General features: G+C 44.7%; 16 protein-coding genes. 12 read left to right on the plus strand and 4 right to left on the minus strand.

Features of this window, described 5'->3' with window-relative positions; translation table 11 throughout:
- Positions 1 to 135 precede the first annotated feature (135 nt).
- Positions 136 to 1,317 (plus strand): MFS transporter, encoded by a 1,182-nt coding sequence (locus tag ACFVRY_RS06635; RefSeq protein WP_387498544.1) that lies wholly within the window; start codon positions 136 to 138, stop codon positions 1,315 to 1,317.
- A 165-nt stretch (positions 1,318 to 1,482) separates the two neighbouring features.
- Here ACFVRY_RS06635 and ACFVRY_RS06640 read toward each other — a convergent pair whose 3' ends face one another.
- The gene (locus ACFVRY_RS06640; RefSeq protein ID WP_387498546.1) at positions 1,483 to 2,523 is read right to left on the minus strand and encodes a cupin domain-containing protein; all 1,041 of its coding nucleotides are present in this window, start codon (positions 2,521 to 2,523) and stop codon (positions 1,483 to 1,485) included.
- Positions 2,524 to 2,952: 429 nt separating this feature from the next.
- On the opposite strand from ACFVRY_RS06640, the gene ACFVRY_RS06645 reads away from it, so the two are divergent.
- Positions 2,953 to 3,294 (plus strand): low molecular weight protein tyrosine phosphatase family protein, encoded by a 342-nt coding sequence (locus ACFVRY_RS06645; protein WP_387498805.1) that lies wholly within the window; start codon positions 2,953 to 2,955, stop codon positions 3,292 to 3,294.
- A 146-nt stretch (positions 3,295 to 3,440) separates the two neighbouring features.
- Here the strand turns inward: ACFVRY_RS06645 and ACFVRY_RS06650 are convergent, their stop codons facing one another.
- Positions 3,441 to 4,061, minus strand: a complete 621-nt coding sequence (locus ACFVRY_RS06650) for a cysteine hydrolase family protein (protein ID WP_387498548.1) — start codon at positions 4,059 to 4,061, stop codon at positions 3,441 to 3,443.
- A gap of 238 nt (positions 4,062 to 4,299) precedes the next feature.
- Positions 4,300 to 4,959, minus strand: a complete 660-nt coding sequence (locus ACFVRY_RS06655) for a TetR/AcrR family transcriptional regulator (protein WP_387498550.1) — start codon at positions 4,957 to 4,959, stop codon at positions 4,300 to 4,302.
- A gap of 242 nt (positions 4,960 to 5,201) precedes the next feature.
- Between ACFVRY_RS06655 and ACFVRY_RS06660 the strand changes: the two genes are divergently transcribed.
- The 4 genes from ACFVRY_RS06660 (at position 5,202) to ACFVRY_RS06675 (ending at position 10,991) form a co-directional block, all read left to right on the plus strand.
- Positions 5,202 to 6,620 carry an MFS transporter gene (locus ACFVRY_RS06660; protein ID WP_387498552.1) on the plus strand — a complete coding sequence of 473 codons (1,419 nt, stop codon included), beginning with the start codon at positions 5,202 to 5,204 and terminating at the stop codon, positions 6,618 to 6,620.
- Between the two features lie 231 nt (positions 6,621 to 6,851).
- Positions 6,852 to 8,591, plus strand: a complete 1,740-nt coding sequence (locus tag ACFVRY_RS06665; RefSeq protein WP_387498554.1) for an ABC-F family ATP-binding cassette domain-containing protein — start codon at positions 6,852 to 6,854, stop codon at positions 8,589 to 8,591.
- Between the two features lie 878 nt (positions 8,592 to 9,469).
- Positions 9,470 to 10,099, plus strand: a complete 630-nt coding sequence (locus tag ACFVRY_RS06670) for a DUF1643 domain-containing protein (RefSeq protein ID WP_387498556.1) — start codon at positions 9,470 to 9,472, stop codon at positions 10,097 to 10,099.
- 106 nt (positions 10,100 to 10,205) lie between these two features.
- Positions 10,206 to 10,991 carry a hypothetical protein gene (locus tag ACFVRY_RS06675; RefSeq protein ID WP_387498558.1) on the plus strand — a complete coding sequence of 262 codons (786 nt, stop codon included), beginning with the start codon at positions 10,206 to 10,208 and terminating at the stop codon, positions 10,989 to 10,991.
- A gap of 255 nt (positions 10,992 to 11,246) precedes the next feature.
- On the opposite strand, the gene ACFVRY_RS06680 is transcribed toward ACFVRY_RS06675, so the two are convergent.
- A complete protein-coding gene (locus ACFVRY_RS06680) occupies positions 11,247 to 12,611 on the minus strand; it encodes an amidase (RefSeq protein WP_387498560.1) in 1,365 nt (454 codons plus the stop codon).
- 538 nt (positions 12,612 to 13,149) lie between these two features.
- Here ACFVRY_RS06680 and ACFVRY_RS06685 point away from each other — a divergent pair.
- The 6 genes from ACFVRY_RS06685 to ACFVRY_RS06710 all read left to right on the plus strand — a co-directional run bounded on the left by ACFVRY_RS06685 (position 13,150) and on the right by ACFVRY_RS06710 (position 20,383).
- Positions 13,150 to 14,226 (plus strand): dienelactone hydrolase family protein, encoded by a 1,077-nt coding sequence (locus ACFVRY_RS06685; RefSeq protein WP_387498562.1) that lies wholly within the window; start codon positions 13,150 to 13,152, stop codon positions 14,224 to 14,226.
- Positions 14,223 to 15,098: an AraC family transcriptional regulator gene (locus ACFVRY_RS06690; protein WP_387498564.1), complete on the plus strand. Its 876-nt coding sequence runs from the start codon at positions 14,223 to 14,225 to the stop codon at positions 15,096 to 15,098. The genes ACFVRY_RS06685 and ACFVRY_RS06690 overlap by 4 nt, the downstream gene beginning before the upstream one ends.
- A 195-nt stretch (positions 15,099 to 15,293) precedes the next feature.
- On the plus strand, positions 15,294 to 16,127 hold the full coding sequence (locus ACFVRY_RS06695) for a sugar phosphate isomerase/epimerase family protein (RefSeq protein ID WP_387498566.1): 834 nt from the start codon (positions 15,294 to 15,296) through the stop codon (positions 16,125 to 16,127).
- A complete protein-coding gene (locus ACFVRY_RS06700; RefSeq protein WP_387498568.1) occupies positions 16,117 to 17,154 on the plus strand; it encodes a Gfo/Idh/MocA family protein in 1,038 nt (345 codons plus the stop codon). Before ACFVRY_RS06695 ends, ACFVRY_RS06700 begins: the two co-directional genes overlap by 11 nt.
- On the plus strand, positions 17,151 to 19,424 hold the full coding sequence (locus tag ACFVRY_RS06705; RefSeq protein WP_387498570.1) for an FAD-dependent oxidoreductase: 2,274 nt from the start codon (positions 17,151 to 17,153) through the stop codon (positions 19,422 to 19,424). Before ACFVRY_RS06700 ends, ACFVRY_RS06705 begins: the two co-directional genes overlap by 4 nt.
- 128 nt (positions 19,425 to 19,552) lie before the next feature.
- Entirely contained in the window at positions 19,553 to 20,383 is an 831-nt protein-coding gene (locus tag ACFVRY_RS06710; protein WP_387498572.1) for a transporter substrate-binding domain-containing protein, read from the plus strand.
- Positions 20,384 to 20,396 lie beyond the last annotated feature (13 nt).

Genomic DNA, 20,396 nt, shown 5'->3' on the forward strand with positions numbered 1-20,396 from the left:
TGATTTTATTTCTACAATCGAATTTTCAAGGTCTGGATTCCCATAGGGTGAGAAGTAATCCAAATGAAGAAACTGTATTATCATTTCAAACAATAAAAATAATAGATTCGACAAACAAAGGGGAACAATTCTTAGATGAAGAACTACAAATGGATTATTTACTTACTTGCATTAGGCGCAACGGTGGTCGGTACGGCTGAATCAATTATTACAGGTATTCTGGACATGGTTGCCACTGATATAAATGTCTCGATTGGCTTGGCTGGACAGTTGGTTGCTATGTATTCTATCGCCTACGCTGTAGGAACGCCAATTCTGATCGCGCTCACTTCAAAAGTAGATCGAAAAAAACTGCTGTTCATAGCACTTCTTATCTTCATTATCGGTAATGTCATCGCTGTCCTGAGCCTTAACTTTATTATATTGATGATATCCCGGGCTATCTTGGGTGTAAGCGCAGGTGTATTCGCGGTAGTGTCTTTGGGGATTGCCGCACAAATTGCTCCTCCAGAGAAAAGAGGAAGTGCGATTGGTACGATCTTGATGGGTACGAGTCTTGCGCTAGTTGTCGGCCTTCCTTTAGGAACCTTAATCGGTGAATATATGGGGTGGCGTTGGATCTTCGCAATTCTTGGAATTATCACCATCATTCCTATTATTGCGATTGTAAAAGCGATACCTAAAATGTCTGGACAAGAAACGATTCCTTTATCCAAGCAATTGGCTATTCTCAAAGATTTCAAGGTTATCAGCGGTTTATTAGCTTCCTTGTTCTTTATTACCGGTTACTCTGTTGTTTCCACATACATTGCGCCTTTACTACGCGAAAATGCTGGCCTCAATAGCAATACAATTAGTCTCGTCTTACTCGGCATGGGTTTAATGGCTGTTGTTGGAGCACGTGTTGGAGGCTATGGCGCTGATAAATGGGGAATAGCGCCTACGCTGATTGTCAGTCTGTTGATTCATGTAATTGCCTTGTTCTTCCTTCCGTTCGCTGCGGTTACTTTTGTAGGTGCTATGTTTATTCTTGCACTCTGGATGCTTGGAGCTTGGACAACTGCTCCTGCACAACAGTTCTATCTGGTAACTATGGCTCCTAAATCTACCGAAATTATACTGAGCTTGAACTCATCCGCCTTCCACCTTGGTGTTGCTCTGGGTGCAGCTCTGGGTGGAGTGGTTGTAGAGCGGTTAACCTTGTCGTCGATCGGCTGGGTCGGTGGTTTAGTCGTCATACTTGCTACTGTATTTGCAGTGGTTTCTTTATTAATGGGAAAGAAAGAAGCATCAGGTGTAATTGATTCGAGTGTATGAGTATCGCGCATATGACAACAGTAGCCGGGAGAGTCCGGGCTCCAGACGTTCTACCGTATGTCCGATACTTTTTTTTGTCCATGGGCGAACCGCCGGCTGCTGAAGTCATCGCGTACAACCTCTTTTCCAAGATAATGAGCGGGATGAGGGAGGACTATAGGTTGACTATGACAGATTCTTATTCTGATCCGGAGCGATGAAAAGAGTGTCATTGGAAAGTTTCTCTGCTTCTTTCCTGGACATTTCAAGATTTGTAGACAGCAGGTCAACAGGGTTGCCCGCAAGCCATTCGCTCAGATCAATGGCTTCGTAGTGGGCATTGTTGAATCCAATTAAGACGCGACAGACTTCATCGCCCGTATTTTTGATATAGTGACCTGCACCCATAGGAGCATAACCGACATCTCCTGCCTCAAACTGCTCTTTAACCGAATTACCTTCCGCCAGAAATACAGTCATTTCAGCTTGTCCGCTGATATAATACTGCCATTCATCCGCATTGGGATGCCAATGCATCTCCCGCAGTGCACCCGGCTGCAATTCGATCAGTGACCCTGACATCGTAGATGAGATGGGGAAATCTTCGACCGTCACAGTACGCTGCGTTCCACCTCCGGGCGCACGACGGGGCTGCTTGGCACTTAGGGGATAACGGTGGGTTGACGTTAGCTCTGAATTGCGGCGATATGTTCCGTCCGAGGAGCTGTCATTCGGGACAGGACCTTTGACAAAATACGATTCTCCCTGAGGAAGCTGCGCCGCCCGTTCTTCCGTAATACCAAGATTCTGAGCGACAATGTTGTCTGGTGTCTGGGTTAAGAAATCGGTGATGCTAAAGGTATGTTCCTCCGAGAAATCTCCGTTATCAAAAATAAGAATAAAGTGACATTCTTCCGGACCCAGTCCCTGAATGGAATGGCCATAACCACGCGGGAAGTACCAAACATCTCCTGGCTCAAACGTGTCGGTATACGCGTGTCCATCAGGATGGATGACTGTCGTACGACAAGAGCCGCTAATGACATAAGCCCATTCTGCCGCATTAGCATGCCAGTGAAGTTCACGCATACCTCCCGGTTCCAGCCGCATGGATACACCAGCAAGGCCTATGGAAGCGGGGAAATCCCGGACTGAAGCTCCGCGTGTAACGCCGCCAGTGCCTGTGTGAGGTTTTTTTTGCTCAAGTCGGTATTTGAAAGATGTCATGGTGGTAGACGCTCCTCATTTCAAAGTAGGCATTCATGTAAATAGATTGATATAGCGTTATTATTACCCACATCTTAGGGAAACGATTCAGAGCAGGGGTTTCAAAATTCTCCTTCCGGGAGCGCTGTGGTATGATGGAAATGAATTGAAATTAGCGAATATATCTGGGTAGTAATCGGATCGAACCTCATTGTACTTTACTACGAAGACATGATGAAATTTAAAGAGTCTGCAGTATCTTTTTATAAGGCGATCCTAATTTTTATTCTAGTCAGTGTAGTTGTTTAAATCATATTAAGTATTCTAATAGAAAATCCCTTCATAGAGCCGACGTCAGGCATGTTTTAGTAACAGCAATAGATATCGTGAGACGAGAGAATGCTTGAGAATTGTTGTGGTCAGTAAATCACAAAAGGATAGGTGAAAGGTATTAAATTACTCTTTATTTGCAGCCGTAATAAGTGGCGCAGCTTAACAGCTGAGAAGATTTTCGATGGAATAAACGGTTATGAGGTTCGATCTGCTGGTACAGAAGAAGGAGCACGAGTTAAGGTGACAGAAGGACACATTGGATGGTCCAATATAATTTTTGTGATGGAAAAGAAGCATAAGAGAAGGCTTCAGGAGAGATTTCCAGACAAATTGAAACATAAACAATTAATCTGTCTTGATATACCAGATGAATACCGATTCATGGATGAGGAATTGATAGAGATTTTGAAATCGAGAGTATATGAGTATATGGAAGAACCTGGCGAGGAGTGGAGTTGATTATTTTCATATGTAGAAAATGAAACTGAGCCTATATAGTGGTTGTTTAAGCGTTCGTGGGTGAGAAATTCGGTTCCAGTATATTAGACTGACCCTAGAAATAAAAGAGCGACAGTTCAAGGATAAGAAAATAAAGTCCTAGACTGTCATTGTTTCATTAAACTAACGTTCCTGTTTGAGCAACGCTGATGACCGAATTGTATCCAATCTCCTTTGGTTAAAACGGCTTGATTTCGAGTCCCCGGACTATTCAACATATGCCAAGATGTATACTGTTCGGCATAAGGATTAAACGCTGAAATTCCGTCAACAGGAACAATGACATGATATCCCCGAAAAGCAGCGCTTGTTGCTGTATGAAGGACTGCACCATTAGCGGCATACCCGGTAACGATCACTGTTTTTATGCCATGCTCTTTTAGGATTTGATCGAGATCAGTTTCATAAAATTTATCAACGTTTGATTTCACTACGGGTTCATTGGGTAAGGGAGAAAGCTGAGGAACAATATCAGAGACATTTCCATTATGTGTGAGGCTATAGATAACTAACATGTCCCGTTCACGGCTTTTCGTCAGTAACGGTTTGATAGTTGAGATGGATGCAATACAGCGAGGATTATTACATATCGTCTTTTCCATATCTAAAACGAGCAGTGCGCTTGTTTTCGGGTCGACAGTGACGAATTGCAGCTTAGGCGGAGGCGGAGCAAGGACATAATTCCATTCATCAATGATTGTTGTGTTATTTTTTGTTGCATAGTCCATCCAACGATTACAGTAAGGACAATAATAAGTCATCTACATCCACCTCTAGGCATCTTAGATGTTACCTAATTTATGCAGGCGATTTGAAAAGGTGAGGCTTCTTTTGACACATGTCCAAATAGATATAATAAAAAATTAAAGCACATATCTCGCTGATAAAATCTTTAAAAAAGTTGACCTCGCTATCTGCAAAGTCAACTTTTTCGTTTTACTAACTCTTTGCTTATTCTCAGACCCTCTAACAAGACAACGCCCGATTAAACTTATCCACGACATGCTGAATGACCGGCTCAATCAACGAATCATCCACGATGTCGAGCTTATCTGCTTTGAACAACTGTATTTTCTTAAGGTTGTAGTAGTCGTATAGCACCTGCTCGATGGAGATTTGATTTTGCAGCAGATACTTTACATTGATGATTTCACGTAGCAGCAGATCATCCTGGAGCAGGATCAGTCGCTCATTAATGGGGTTAAAGATGCCTTTTTCTTTTCCTTCGCGGTAGAAGATGAGGGCCTGTTGCTCGCGTCTGCTCAGTACCGCTCTCAGTTGATCGTACAGTTCCGGATAGATCGTCTGAAGATCCTTGAGGAAAATATCAGTGATTTTACCCACGAGCGCTACGGTCTGATCGAACAGCTTTTGGAACCAGATCCCGAATGAACGCTCATCATCCTCGGGGTTGCGGTCGGCGAGCTTTTCGATATAATTAACAAAAATTTGCACGACACCCGCTATAACTTCCTCTTTAGACGAGAAGTATTTGTACATAGTTGCCCGGCTTACATCCATATGCTTGGCGATGTCATCCATCCGCAAATGCTGGAATCCATCTTTCATCACAGAATTTATTAGTTTCTTGAGTAGTTTTACTCTCGGTTCCACTTGTGTATTCATTGTGCTGGATTCAACTCCAATCTCTCAAACCTTGTCACTTTATTATACAGCATTAAATACAAGAAATACACGAAATACAAAATAGACAAAATAAATACTTTTTGTTTACTTTGGTATAAATGCGTGTTATTCTAATCCAGCGACGTCGATCCATGCTTTTGGCAAATAGCCAATTGCTAAGCATAACTGAATTTAATCATTCAGATGGTTGTCAGTATCTTAAGTTCATTCATCAAGAAAGGATGATTGTTATCCGACAGTCAAATAATAATATTATTCTGGCCATCATCATCATTTGTCAGCTTATGGTTGTGCTCGATGCATCCATTATGATCACGGCACTTCCTGAGATTGGTCGCGGACTACACCTTGCGACAACGAGCCTGACTTGGGTGCAAAATGCATACGTTCTGGCATTTGGGGGCTTTTTGCTGCTTGGAGCAAGAGCGGGGGATCTCGTTGGCCGAAGACGGGTTTTTATTATCGGGACAGCAATTTTTACAGTTGCATCGTTATTGGCCGGGTTAGCTCAATCTGCTGAGATGCTCTTTTTCACCCGTGCTTTGCAAGGAATCGGGGCCGCATTGGCCACGCCTTCAGCATTGGCGCTGTTATCTGTTAGTTTTGTGGAGACCAAGGAACGGGTAAAAGCTATTGCCATGTACAGTGCGGTCAATGGGGCCGGTGGAAGTATTGGTCTAGTTGTAGGCGGTATGTTAACGGACTGGGTGTCCTGGCGCGTAGGTATGTTCATTAATGTACCGATCGGTATTCTATTGCTCGTGCTGGCACCGAAGTTTTTGCCGGAGACGAATAAAAGCACTGGTCGTTTTGATATCATGGGGGCTATTACTTCTGTGGTTGGTCTGACAGCTCTCGTATATGGTTTTGTCCGCGCGGCAGACGACGGATGGGGAAATGCTGTAACTATAACCTCATTACTCACAGGAGTTATTCTGCTGGCAGCCTTTGCCTTTATCGAGTCACGGGTTGAACAGCCGATTACACCGCTTCGTCTATTCTCAAGCCGTGAACGGTCTGGCGCATATTTGGGTAGACTATTGTTTGTGGGCGGTATGTTCTCTATGTTCTTCTTCATGTCGCAATTCTTGCAGCATGTGCTTGGTTTTACGGCACTCGAGACTGGCCTTGCCTTTCTTCCTATGACTATGGTTCAGTTCGGGATGATGTATGCCATGCCATGGCTTGTCTCTCGTTTCGGAAATGCGAAAGTGCTCATTAGTGGGATTTTTATTGTCATCATCGCCATGAGCTTTATGAGTCAGATTTCAACGGACTTGAAGTTCTTCCCAGGGATTCTGATTCCGATGGTCATATTGGGGATGGGTGCAGGCATTGTGTTTATTCCGTTTACGACTTTTGGTCTGGCTGGTGTTGATCCACGTGATGCAGGGGCTGCATCGGGGTTGGTCAATGTGGCGCATCAAACGGGTGGATCGCTTGGACTGGCTGTACTTACAGCGGTGTTCGGATCATTCGTTCGAACTGGAACGCCTACGGACGCACAATTTACAGCTGGGATCTCTACAGCGATTATTGGCTCGATTGTATTTATTTCGGCATCCTTTATCGTCGTGCTATTGCTGCTGCGGCCGGGTAGCAAGAAAGCTGCTAAACAACAGGCTCAGGATGCGGCGTGAATTAACGAGATTGTAAAATAATAATGAAAATAGTCTGTCCCTTGAGCAGGAATTTCTGCAGAGGGGACAGACTATTTTTTTGCCAAGCATATTCAATCCGAGAACAGCGTCTATTATTAATGATTGAAGTTGGTTGTAAACAGTGTTACTCTAACAACGGTAAACTCAAAATCTATGTTTGCAATACATCTAATGATAGTCACCAATTTAGTTACAAAGAAAGGTAACACCATGATAAAAGTAGATAACTTATCCTTCTCATTTCCACAAAAAGAACTATACAAAAACATTTCATTTACGCTTGAAGAGACACAACATTGCGCTTTTATAGGAACAAGTGGCAGTGGGAAGAGTACACTGATAGATATACTGATGGATCCAGAAAGATATTTGTTCGAGGGCAAGTTAGAAATAGACCCGACTTGTAAAATTGGGTTTGTAAGTCAGTTCTCTGAGCTAGACAGATCGAAAGAAACAACTGTTTTTGAATATATCGGAGAAGAATTTATTAAGAAACAACTTGAAATAGAAACCATTTGTACTGAAATGGAAACTTCATTGGATATTGAAGTGCTGTTAGAAAAGTATCAATTAGCTTTAGACGCATTTGATGCAATAGGTGGGAACGATTTTGAAAGCAACATTAATAAGAAGCTAAATCTTGCAAACCTCATGAACCTAAAAGATGTTAGGGTATCTGACCTGAGCGGCGGGGAATTCAAACTTATTCAAGTGATGAAGGAAATGCTTAATAGTCCAGACTTAATGATTATGGATGAACCCGATGTATTTTTAGACTTTGAAAACCTAAATGCACTTAAAAATCTAATTAATGCACACAAAGGCATACTGTTAGTTGTTACGCACAACCGATATCTATTGAATCATTGTTTCAACAAAATTATCCACCTTGAAAACACGGAGATTCAAGAGTTTGATGGGCGATATATTGAGTATAACTTCTCGTTACTTCAGACAAAAATAGAGTTGCAAGAAATCGCAGTCGCTGAAGCTGAAGAAATTGAGAGATATGATAGCATAATTGATAATCTTAGAGCTATCGCAACCTATAATTCAGAAGCATCTAGAGGGAGAGCCTTAAAAGCTAGAGTTAAGTTTCAAGAGAGATTGGAAGCACGTAGAATTAAAGCGCCTTTTGTTGATATTAAGCAACCGAAAATCAGTTTTGGTATTGAAAATGAGATTGAAGACACCATTGTTGTAAATGTCAATAATTATGGTGTTACCTTTGAAGAGTTGCTTTTGGGAAATGTTAACTTTGAGATAAAATCTACAGATAAAGTAGCTATTATCGGGGCAAACGGTACTGGGAAAACGACTTTACTTCGAGAAATTTTTAAGAATAATCACGATTCAATTGTAATAAATGCTGATGCTAAAGTGGCTTATTTATCTCAGCTACAAGGCGAAGTGCTAAATGATTCTAATACAATTCTTGAAGAATTTATTGATGCTGGAATTAGTACCTACGACGAGGTTAGATCGTATCTTTCAAATTATGGATTTGAAGGAGAAAGCGTTAATCAGAAGATAGAATCATTATCTGGTGGAGAAAAAAATATACTTCAATTGGCTAAAGTTTCTGCCAGTAAAGCAAACGTATTGCTTCTTGATGAACCGACAAGCCATTTAGACACCTATACACAAATAGCACTGGAGAAAGCCATCGAAGACTATAAAGGTGCGATACTCATGATTTCTCATGATTTCTATTCTGTTGTAAATGGTATGGATTATGTACTAATCATTGACGATAAGACGATTAGAAAAATGAAAATGAAAAAATTCAAACAGATGATTTATGCTAGTCATTTTGATAAAGACTATTTAGAAACTGAACAAAAGAAGAAATCAGTTGAAATGAAAATCGAATTGGCCTTGAAAGATACTAATTTTGAACATGCAAAAGTATTGGTTGATGAGCTAGAAGAGCTGATTAAGCTGCTTTAAAATACGACTCTGAGTTCAACGATGAAATATGATGTTGGTGGAAAAGTAACAACAAGAAAGACACTGATGAATAAAATCTCAGTGTCTTTTTGCTGCATTGATTTCTTGATAGCTTTTGCCGTGGACAGTGGTTCAGAAGGCTTGAACGGCGAGTGGAGACTTCAGAGATGTAATTTCCATTTACATCGAAGCTCAATAATATTCCGGAAGAATCATGGACTTCGTATTTGTGGCCGTTAGGATATATCACTTTATAATTCAAACTGGGTGAAGAATCGATTTTCGTAATAAAATACTCCTGGTGCTGGATGGTGACTGTACGTTTCCCATGATCAAGATTTACTTGTATCGGATCGTTTGTTTTGCTTCGATAGGTGACGAGATTATCTTGTTCACTGTAGAAAGAGTATTTGTAGTTATCTACATAGAAGATACGCTCTGTGAAATAAGGTTTGGACAGAATCGCTACCATTACGGACAGGACCAGAACACACGAAAAGAAAATAAAGGTAGGTGTCCGGATATTTTTGAGCAGCGCCGACATCTGAACGTCATCCTTTCCAGTTTTTCTTTAATACGCCAATTTAGGGGGATGGTTGCGGCACTAGTTGCTACGTGAATACTTGCAGGCTACTCCTCCACTTGAGCAGATTGGTAATTTGGTGTACTTAACAAAAATTTATATCATGCAGTAACGAAAATAGGCTGTCCCCTTTGCAGAAATTTTTGCTCAAGGGACAGCCTATTTGACAATCTTATAATTCTCATGCCTGAGGATGCTTTAGGACTATTAAAAATGATAAAATTAAGAGATGAGGTAATTTTTAGTATGAGAATATATAATTAAGTAAAAATATCAATTAAATGGGGGGATTAAGTTGTGGTTTTTTAATTTGGCTAATTCCAAGCTGTTACTATCCGAAACAGGAACATTTGCAGGTACTTCAGGAAATGCAGTTTTTGATAAATACCACTCACGGCGTTATTTTTTAGAAAAACGTTGGGAACAAGGTGAGAATATCTTTACAGCAATTATGATGAATCCTAGTAATGCCGCACATAATAAATCTGATAAGACGGTTGATCAGTTAATTAATGTTGCAAAAGCTCACGATTGTCACACACTGTATGTTGTGAATATCTCTAGTATTATTAGCGGTTCTAGCAGTAAATTAAATTCCGCTCATTTTGCTTTTGAGGAAATTAATTGGAATTTTATCTCTGCTGCTATCTCGGAAGCTAAATATATTTTCATCGGTTGGGGAATCAAAGGACATAAGGGAATTCTTAAGCAACAAAAAAGTAATCCTGATTTAGTTAGTACCTTTAAAAATGCATTAAGCAAGACATATTGCTATGAGGTGTTAAAATCTGAGGATAAGAAATATGAAAATAAATCACTATTCTTTGTACCTCATCCACGCCCCTTAAAGGCACAAAACAAATATTCTGAAGTAGCAATACGGAAAATTAAAGAGCATGAGTTTGAAAATTTATTTTTTCGATGATTGGATTTAAGATTCCAATGAAGTAACTGAAATTTATATTTATCATAAAAGTCTAGCCTTTAATAAATCCTAACATTCTATATAAAAAACAGGGGTACACTCATACATGATGCAAGAAATTTTAACTTACTTTAAAGCAAATCCTGGCTGGTCACTAGCAATTACAGTTTTTACTACTGTTCTTATTTGGTTGTATAAAGAATTCAAAGTATTGATGGAGAAAGATAATAATGATAAATTAGCTCTTGTTCAAAAACAGTTGGACATGTATTCGTCAGTGGAAGCTGCTATAGCTCAGATTATCCATAGACCAAGTGATGCGTTCGCTGTACAGAACTTTTATAATAAGCTTGGTGAATCAAGTGCTTATTTCACAAATGATATCAAAAAGATTGTAAGGGATTACTATTTGCGAGCAGATATATCCGTTTTACGGACGCTAATGACATTTATTCAATTAGAATGTGATAAGCTTCATAAAGAAAAATCTAAATTAATTTCATCAAATACTTCTTCTGATGTATTTGAGACAGTTTCGAGGTTATATAGACCTTTTAAGCCAATTATATTAGTTTTCATTATTGTTATTGTAACCACATATTTTATTCTCCTGTTACTAAATCAAAATAATATACTAGCATCTATTATTCTATTTATAATGTTCATCTCATTGATTCTAAGTGGAACAATGATTTGGGTGATTATATCATTATTAATGGAGGGGAATTTAGGAATTAATAGTAAATACAGATGGTTTTTAATAGCTTGTTTGATAGTTTCACCTATTTTAATGTTGATTGATTTGAGATTATCTGTTTTATCATTATTAATACAAATTGTTCTCTTTATTTTTTTCGTTAGAAGTAGGAAAAAACAGCTGGTTAGAATATAGAAATTAAAATCAAGAATAGTTGAATACATAGCAGAACTTGAATAATATCGTGAGTCTAATTATTCTACCAAGGCCGTCTCCTAGCAGATACTCTGCACTTGGGGACGGCCTATTTTTTAGCCAATACGAAGTGGTCAGTTGTTTAGACTACCGTGAATCAGTCGTTGTTGTATTGCCGAAAGGTAAGTGTCAAACTATCGTTCATCAAGATCCTATCAATGCTGCTCAGGATAGTTAAACTACTTGCTCGTATGCTTATGGCAGCTGCCACAGCTTGGCTGCATCTAGGATTTGTTCGATATATACACTGGCTGCCAGCACGCTGCGGTCTTCACCCTGTCTTCCTGTTATCTGTAAGCCTATGGGCAAGCCATCCTGTGACAAACCGATGGGCAGCGTGAGCGCGGGTAGTCCCCACAAATTGGCTAGTGGCGTGAATTCGCCGTTGGCTAGTCTATTGGTACTCGTGTTATGAATGGGTCCGGCCGTGACGGGACAGGTAGGCGTAAGGATGACGTCGATGCCCGTAAACAGCTGATCAATCAAGTGGGCTGAGGAATCACGCCAGGATAGGCAATGGTTATAGTCTGCCTCTGTGATAGCTTGTCCCAAACGCAAGTTGCTTCGCAGCGGCTCACTGTAGCCTTCAGCCCAATCCATTAAAAGATTGCTGTGCGTAGAGTACGCCTCATAATGAAGGATACTCCAAGTCTTTTCTTTGATTTCTTGAATAGGCAGATCGGTAGGAAGCCACTCTACGGTTGCACCTTGACCCTCAAGTGCGCGAACGACTTCCAGTACTGCAGCACGGACTTCCGGATCGGTCGTCGATTGCAGGTAGGCGATGGGCACACCGAACCTTGATGGAGTTGTTAATGGTTGCCGCTGTATCCTACCGTCAGTTTCTTTAGGCGTTACGTTAGTGCTAAGAATCAATTCGTTAAATAGTAGCGCAGCATCTTCACAGGTGCGGGTGATAATGCCGGCATGATCCAGCGAAGGAGTGAGCGGTGTAATCCCTGCCAGGCTGAGGCGGTTAGTGGTAGGTTTGAACCCTACGACTCCGCAAAAACTGGCCGGCACCCGGATCGACCCTGCAGAATCGGTCCCGATAGAGCCGAGCGCGAACCCGGCAGCAACACCTGCGGCAGAGCCGGAACTGGAACCGCCCGGCAATCGGTCAGGATGATAGGGATTAGCGGTTGCACCATATGCCGGGTGATGCTTGCCATACGCAAATTCATGCAGATGAGATTTGCCGATGATCACGGCGCCAGCCTCAAGGAGCTGCTCTACGATGTGAGCGTGTATGCTTGGCTTGAACGGGGGCGTGCGTCCTGAGCCGTTCGTCATTGGTATACCCGCATACGCAATCATATCTTTGACCGATATGGGAATGCCGTGCAGTGGTCCACGGTCTACTCCGTTCCTCAGCTCCTGCTCGGCCTGTCTAGCTTGAGCACGTGCATCTTCCTCCATGATCAGAATAAATGTACGATAGTGTGGTTCGTTATAAGCAATACGCTGCAGATGCAAATCCAGCAGGGATGAAGGGGATAGTCGACCGTCCCGCAACGCTTGCCCTGCCGTAGCAATGGTCCATGAAGTGTTATCTTTCATTCGGAATCTCTCCCTCCTGCATTCAAGCATAATGTATTAAAGAGATAAGATGTTGAGCAAATATTGAATTATATTGCGATCATTGTCGTACGTTGTGTATAGGTATAACTATATTGCTACGTTTTAATATCCAACTTTACATCTGGGATAACCCATACTATGATAGCAGAAAAGTAATGCTAACCCTTACTGTTACGCACTTTTCATTCCAACTTGCATGTTGGCACAATGATTCTGAATGCTGTTCAGGGGCTCAACTTTGAGGACAATTAAGTACAATCATTACACAAGAATTATAAATCCATATAAGATGAATAAAAGAACGTAACAAAGAGCGAGAAGGAACGAAGGGGAAGGTTTGGAACTGTAGGAGCGAATGCGATCGCCTTTGTATCCAGATTTCAACCGCTAAAAAGCGGCTTATAAAGAAGAAATCTGGATACAACAGCGACCGGAAGTCCAAATATTCACCGTAGTGACGACCGAGCCTTAAGTGAAAATCTTAAGTTTGTCTTATAGATTAGAAAGAGGCGATAGGATGAGATGCGGCTCCCCGAATGCTTTTATCGATACATTGTACAAAAATAAACTAGAAGAAGCATCCAAATTACCGGATGTTCTCGATGATGCTGAAAGACAGCGACGCAGAGAACGACTGGCCCAAATTCTTCGTATTCCAGCTGCACGCATTGCTCAGCTAGGCAGTGGAGAGGCTGTGTATGAAGCACCTGAGTCTTTCCACAAGGAGTCGATAGATTGTGGAGACTATGTGCGGGAACGTATTGAGATTGAAACGAGAGACGGATTGCTAATGCCTGCCTATGTTCTGCTTCCTAAAACCGCAGCAGCCGATCATCCTGTACCCGCGGTGCTAGCACTGCATGGCCACGGTTATGGTAGCCGCGAGCTGGTCGGCCTTACGCCGGACGGACAGGACGAACCGGAGGGTACAGGTATCCACAAGCATTTCGCCCTGTCATTGGTCAAGCGCGGCTTGGCTGTAATCGTGCCCGAATTGCTTGGTTTCGGAGAGAGACGGCTGAATGCGGACAGTCATTTGGACCCGAAGGAGATAGGCAACTCTTCTTGCTATAAGCTGTCTTCTTATTTAATCCATCTGGGTGAAACGCTGGCAGGTGTACGCACATTGGAAACGCTGATAGCGGCAGATTATGCGCTCGCCAGACCGGAGATACAGGGAGAGAGTATCGGTGTGATGGGATTATCGGGCGGTGCTTTTGTGGGCTATTTGGCGGGAGCGCTGGATGTAAGGCTGACGGCACTCGTACTGAGCGGATATCCAAACACTTATGAAGACAGTTCCTTCTTTGTCGGGCAAAATTGTTTATGCGATTACATTCCCGGCATCGTCGAGTTGGGGGATATGCCGGACCTGATCGGGCTGATCGCTCCTCGCTCGTTATACCTGGAAGTCGGGAGAAGAGATCATATATTCCCAGTTCAAGGAGCGATTAAAGCGGCAGACATATTGAAACAACAGTATGAAAAGCTTGGCGCGGCGGACCGGTTCCAGGTGGAGATCTTTGAAGGCGGGCATGAAATCGGTGGCGCTCATTCCTTTGATTGGCTGCAGCAGGAGATGACCGGCAGATGAGCCGGCTGATTAATCCGGTACCGCAGCTTGTCGAGCAGAACTTCCTTTTCTTTCACCGCCTTGCGACTCGCAAGGGTCATTTGGAAATCGTAAACGCACATCAAGGCCTTGAGATTGTACTGGTGCTGGAAGGGCAGGGACAGCTTATTCTGGAACAAAAGGTCCATTCCGTTGGTTCCGGAACGCTTGTTATCATTCAACCTTACCAGCTTCACCATTTTAAAATGGAGCCTCCCTATGTGCGTACGCCAATTGTGTTCGACCCCTATTTGTTCGACCGCTATGCTGCGTTGTTCCCGAGCTTACATGCTTTTTTTCAACGAATATGGAAAGGCAAGCTGGAACGCCAGCTGTTCTCACTAACAGTGGAAGAGGTCGCAAGCTTCGACGTCCTATCCGAGCAATTCAAGCAGCGGTTAGCGGAAGTGCCAAATTATGAACGTCAAGAGGAACTGCTTCTGTTCCTGATAGATTTCATGCGGACAATGCGCAAAATGTACGAAAGAGCATCTGAGCACCAACCGGTTGAGATCATAGATAAACGTGAGGGACGTCATATTGAACATATGATGAACTGGATTGAGGAGCATTACCATGAGGAATTTTCATTGGAAAAGCTGGCCGAAAGCCTGCATGTCTCTCCTTTTTATGCTTCACATTTGTTCAGTGAGGAAACCGGGTGTACGCTCAGCCAATACATTATTGCTCGCAGGCTCCGTGAGTCCTGCTTACTGCTCTCGGTGACCGACCGTCCGGTGGTGCAGATCGGGAAGCAGACAGGATTCAATAGCAGTGCGTATTTTTGCAAAACATTCAAGAAAAAGATGGGGTTATCCCCGCAAGCTTTTCGCAAGCGATCCCGCCAAGTTTAAAGGGAGGTGCGCTGTTAGATTGCGTGGAAAATAAACACCGGCGGCCATCCTGCTCAGCGCCGGTGATTTTGCTGTGCGCAAAATTAGGAGTAACGTGCGTTTTTTCAAGAAACGAGTAGTAGAGGATCGGGCATGTGGCTTGTTCATTACTTAAGTTACAGTCATTTTATAAAAGTACACACAAGGGGGACTGGCATGAAATACGCATTTAACACGGCATCTGCCCCACAGCTTACGTTGACGGAGCTCTTAGAGACGGCGCGTAATTCCGGATATCACGGCTTGGAAATTCGTAGTGGCGTTGATCATGCTCATGGCATTGAAGTGACAGCTAGCAGAGAAACGCGCTTAGCTCTCCGTCAAGAAGCAGCTAGAAGTGGCATCGCACTGACAGCTCTAGGTATTTCCTCCCGATTCACAACGGTTGTGGATGCTGAGAATCAACTAGCAGCTGCATCAGAGGCTATTACGCTGGCAAAGGATGTGGGTATTCCGTTTGTTCGGTTGTTTTGCGGCCGAATCGCTACAGAAGATTCTAGAGAGAGCGCTACGAATAGAGTGATTGCGGCTCTTGGCCAGCTTGCGCCGATTGCACAAAGAGAAGGGATTACGCTGCTGTTAGAAACACATGATGACTGGTCGGCCCCACATACACTCGCAGAACTGCTGCGAAGAGTGAATCTTCCCGGTTTGGGCGTATTGTGGGATGTGCTGCACACGCAGCATGAAGGAAATGCTTCTCCGGCTGAAGTAGCTCATATACTTGGGCCCTATATTAAGCATGTGCATGTGCACGATGGTGCTGCTGGTCCGAAGCGGGAGAACGGGCATCCGCAGTACCTGGCCATCGGCAGCGGAGACATTGATCACGCGGAGGTTATTCATGCTCTGCAAGCCATCGGCTATACCGGTTATTTAAGCGGGGAATGGTTTCAATGGGAGCCGTATGACATTCATTTGCCACGAGAGATTAAAGCATTAAAGCGTGCAGAGCAATTAGCGAAGGAGTGGACAGGTAGTGACGTTTAAAATTTGTGTTGTCGGATGCGGCAGCATTGCCTGGCGAGGACATGGACCAGCCTACCGGCGTTATGTGGCGGAGCATCCGGATACGGAGCTTGTCGCCTGTGTAGATGCTGACCCAGTAAAGGCTGCCGCGTTCGCTGCAGAATTCGGCTTTACCCGGACGTATACCCAAGTGGAAGAAGCGCTGGAGAAAGAGCGTCCGGACGTGGTTTGTCTGCTGGTGCCGGCGCCGCACATTGCAGGTCTGGCGGTTTCGATCTTGGAGCGAGGATATCCACTGCTGTTGGAGAAGCCTCCGGGCGTGTCAAAGGAGGAAGCGTTGCAAATTGCTGCAGCGGCGCAGCGGCCTGACGGGTCTGAGATTCCGAATCGGGTAGCTTTTAACAGACGGTATATGCCGCTTGTCATTCAAGCTCGCAGTCAATTGGAGGAATGGAGTGCTGCTGGTCGTCTTCATCATATTGCATACGATATCAGCAGAGTTGGGCGAACGGACGATGAGGATGCATCGGTTACGGTTATTCACGGTATAGATGCACTGCGCGAGTTGGTCGGCTCTGACTATAGCAATATTCGTCTGCGGTACAGAAAGCTTCCGCATCTGGGGGCAGGTGTAACTAATGTTGCGCTTGAAGGGGAGTTTCTGTCCGGAATCACATTCAGTCTAAACTATTATCCCGTTGCGGGAGCAGTGTATGAGCGTGTGGAGGTTTCAGGTGAGGGAGTTTCTCTCCGGTTAAAGCTTCCTTTTTGGACATCACATGATTCACCTGGCAGTGCCGAGCTTTGGTCTAGTAATCATCGAACAGCCAGTTGGGCTGGTGCTGCGATAGCGGGAAGTGAAGAGCCTTATGTGGTTAACGGATTTTATGAGGAAAATGCCGGCTTCTTTAATGAACTTCGTACCGGTCTTCAGACCACCGGCGGAATTACAACTGCCATTCAATCCGTTGAAGTGGCAGAAGCAGTTTCTAGAAGGGCAACCCATTATGCAAGAACATCGGAAGAAGGGAGTGGAGGGGCAAGATGAGCAGCAAATCGGCATCATATGACGTAGTCGTTATTGGTGGAGGTTTGGCTGGCCTTAGTGCAGCAATAGCTGCGGCACGAGAGGGTGCCGTAACTGCACTGCTGCAGGACCGTCCTGTCCTCGGTGGCAACAGCTCGTCGGAGATTCGCGTGACTCCACACGGTGCCGGACGATTTCATGCTTATGCGCGCGAAACAGGCATCCTTACGGAGCTTGCAGGCACGGATCGGGCGAATAATCATGAGCAATTCCACAATAATGGTTGGACGAACAGCGTATGGGATATGACGCTGTATGATTTGGCGGTAAGGACAGATAATCTGACTGTTTATTTGAACACCACGGTGCAGCAAGTGCACAAGCATGGAGAGCGGCAGATTACCGCTGTAACCGGTCATATTCTCGGCGCTGAGACAGACCTGCGAATTGAAGGGAAGGTCTTTATCGATTGTACCGGGGATGGCACAATTGCAGCACTGGCAGGCAACGAATGGCGGATGGGCTCAGAGGGTCGAGACGAATACGGAGAGCTGCATGCACCGGAGAGGGCAAGCAGTGATACGATGGGCAGCTCCATTCATTTTCGCGCTCGTGATACGGGACGGACAGCGCCGTTTCACGCGCCTTCATGGGCGGCTTCCTATGACGACCCGGCCTTCTTCTATGGGCATAACCGTAAGCCTTATGACATTCGGGCCGGCTACTGGTGGTTCGAGCTCGGTACGCCTTGGGATACGATCCATGATGCGGAGACCATTCGTCATGAGCTTACCCGCCATGTTCTCGGGGTGTGGGATTGGATTAAAAATAAGGACCCTCTGACACGAGACAAAGCGGCGAATTATGCGCTTGATTGGATCGGTCAAGTGCCGGGGAAGCGGGAGAGCCGCCGCATTATTGGACGTTATCTAATGACCGAGCACGATGTGCAGCAGGAAGTAGCCTTTCCCGATGAGGTCGCTTTCGGGGGCTGGTATCTGGATTTACATATCCCGGGAGGACTACTTGCGCCGACAAGCGAGCTGCCGGGAGCGGGAGAAATTATCAGTCCTTATGGTATCCCGCTGCGTATTCTGATTGCGAAGGACATCGACAATTTGATGATGGCAGGGCGGAATGTAAGTGTAACGCATGCTGCTCTTGGGACGGTTCGCGTGATGTCGACGACGGCGATTATGGGGCAAGCCGCTGGAACGACAGCCGCCATCGCACTGCAGCAAGGCATTGCTATTCCGGATATACCGACTACGGCCATTGCCAAGGTACAGCAAACGTTGCTGCGTAGAGGCTGCTTCCTGCCGAATGTAACGAACGCTGATCCGCTTGATCTCGCTCGCAGTGCAGAAGTCACTGCCAGTAGTGAAGATTTTTTGACGACGGTTGAGCCAGGTCCTGATGCCGATTCGCTCGACATTCGCCGCAGCCAATGGGTACCCGTGTGCGGTCTGCTAGAGCAAGTCGATATGTGGATTGCTAATTCTACGGATCAGCCGCAAACGTTCTCGGTAGAACTGCATCGTACCGAGCACATCTGGGATTACAGCGTGAACGGCAGTCATAATGGAGCCACGGATAAGAGGGATACCGTTTCAGCAACGAGTGTTCTGGCCTTCGCTCAATTGACAGTTCCCGATGCGTATACCGGCTGGGTGCAGTGGCAGGTACAGCTGGATAAAAGAGCTGAAGAAGCCTTTCCGCAGGACGGTTATGTTCGTCTTGATGTTTTCGGAGCGGAGGAATTGTCATGGCATCGCGCAGCAAGCGTGCATCAGGGGCTGCCTTCAGCAAGCGAATTGGAATCTGGCCGGCTGCGGAGTCATGAGGATGGGCGAACGATGAGCTTGCGAGTAGCTCCGCCACAGGCGGTGTTCGGCCCTGAAAGAACGACTAGTGGAGCGTCAAGGCCGCATCGAACGACCAATTTGTGGCGCTCGGAGCCAGGGAAGAGTCTCCCACAGTCGCTTGAACTGCGTTGGAGCAATCCTCAACAGATCGGAACGGTAGAGTTAACTTTCCCTGGCCATCTGCTGCAGGACCTTAACCGATACCCGGCCTTTTTCCGCGAACCCGACTCTCCTCGGGATTACAGCATCGAAGCGTGGGATGGAAAAAGGTGGCGGGTGGTCTTGGGAATAACCGATAATTACCAACGGCATGTTTCGCATCGGTTGTCTGAACCGGTGTTAGCAGAGCGAATTCGAGTGGTTGTGCATGCTACGAATGGGAGTACGGAAGCTTCGATTTATGAGATTCGTTGCTACGAAATATAACTGTATTGTGATCTAATGCAAGTAGATTGGTATTCTCTTAAAACCAACTATACAGATTGTATAACTGTGTAATATGATGTGGGCATGCGAGAGGCCACGCACAACTAAATAGCCAAGGAGCGAATGAAATGTTTAAAATAAAAAGCTTATCTATGATTACAGTATTGACTCTGGCGTTAATCGTGTCAGGATGCTCCAACAATAAAGGCAGTGAATCAGAGGCAGCTCCTTCTACTAATCCACCGGCTACCAAGCAGACTTCGCTGGACAAGCTAAAAGAGAAAGGCGAGTTTGTCATCGCTACTACGGGGACTTATCCACCCTATGCTTTCCATGAAGAGGGCAATGATCGTCCGTTGACGGGCTTTGATATCGAGTTGCTTACGGAGGTTTGGAATCGCGTCGAAGGTGTGAAGCCAGTGTTTAAAGAAGCGGAGTGGGACGGCATGCTGGCTGGTCTGGACGCGGGACGCTTTGATTCCATCCATCAGATCGGGGTAACCGACGAACGTAAGGAGAAGTACGATTTTACCGATCCGTATCTGATTTCGTATCCGACGCTTATAGTGCTGGATGAGACGAAAGACATCAACAGTTTTGAAGATCTGAAGGGTAAAAAGGTTTACGGCTCTAACACGAGTATTTACGGTAAACTGGCCGAATCCTATGGGGCCGAGCTTGTGCCGGAAGGCGAAAGTCTTGAGCTCCTGAAGAATAAACGGGTTGACGCAATTATTTTCAACAATTTGTATTTCCTTGAACTTAAGAAAAGCCGTCCGGATCTAAAGCTGAGAGCCGCAGCTGAGGCAGATACTCAAGAAATTGTTGCACTGCCGCTGGTTAAGGGCGGGGACGGAACCGTCACTGCGGCATTTAACGAGGCGCTGAAGAGCGTGAAGGAGGATGGCACTTACGAGAAGCTGTCCGTCAAATGGTTCGGAGAAAATGTACTAAAATAGGATGGAGAAGGGA

This window comes from Paenibacillus sp. NPDC057934, assembly GCF_042887565.1.
Taxonomy (GTDB): Bacteria; Bacillota; Bacilli; order Paenibacillales; family Paenibacillaceae; genus Paenibacillus_AQ.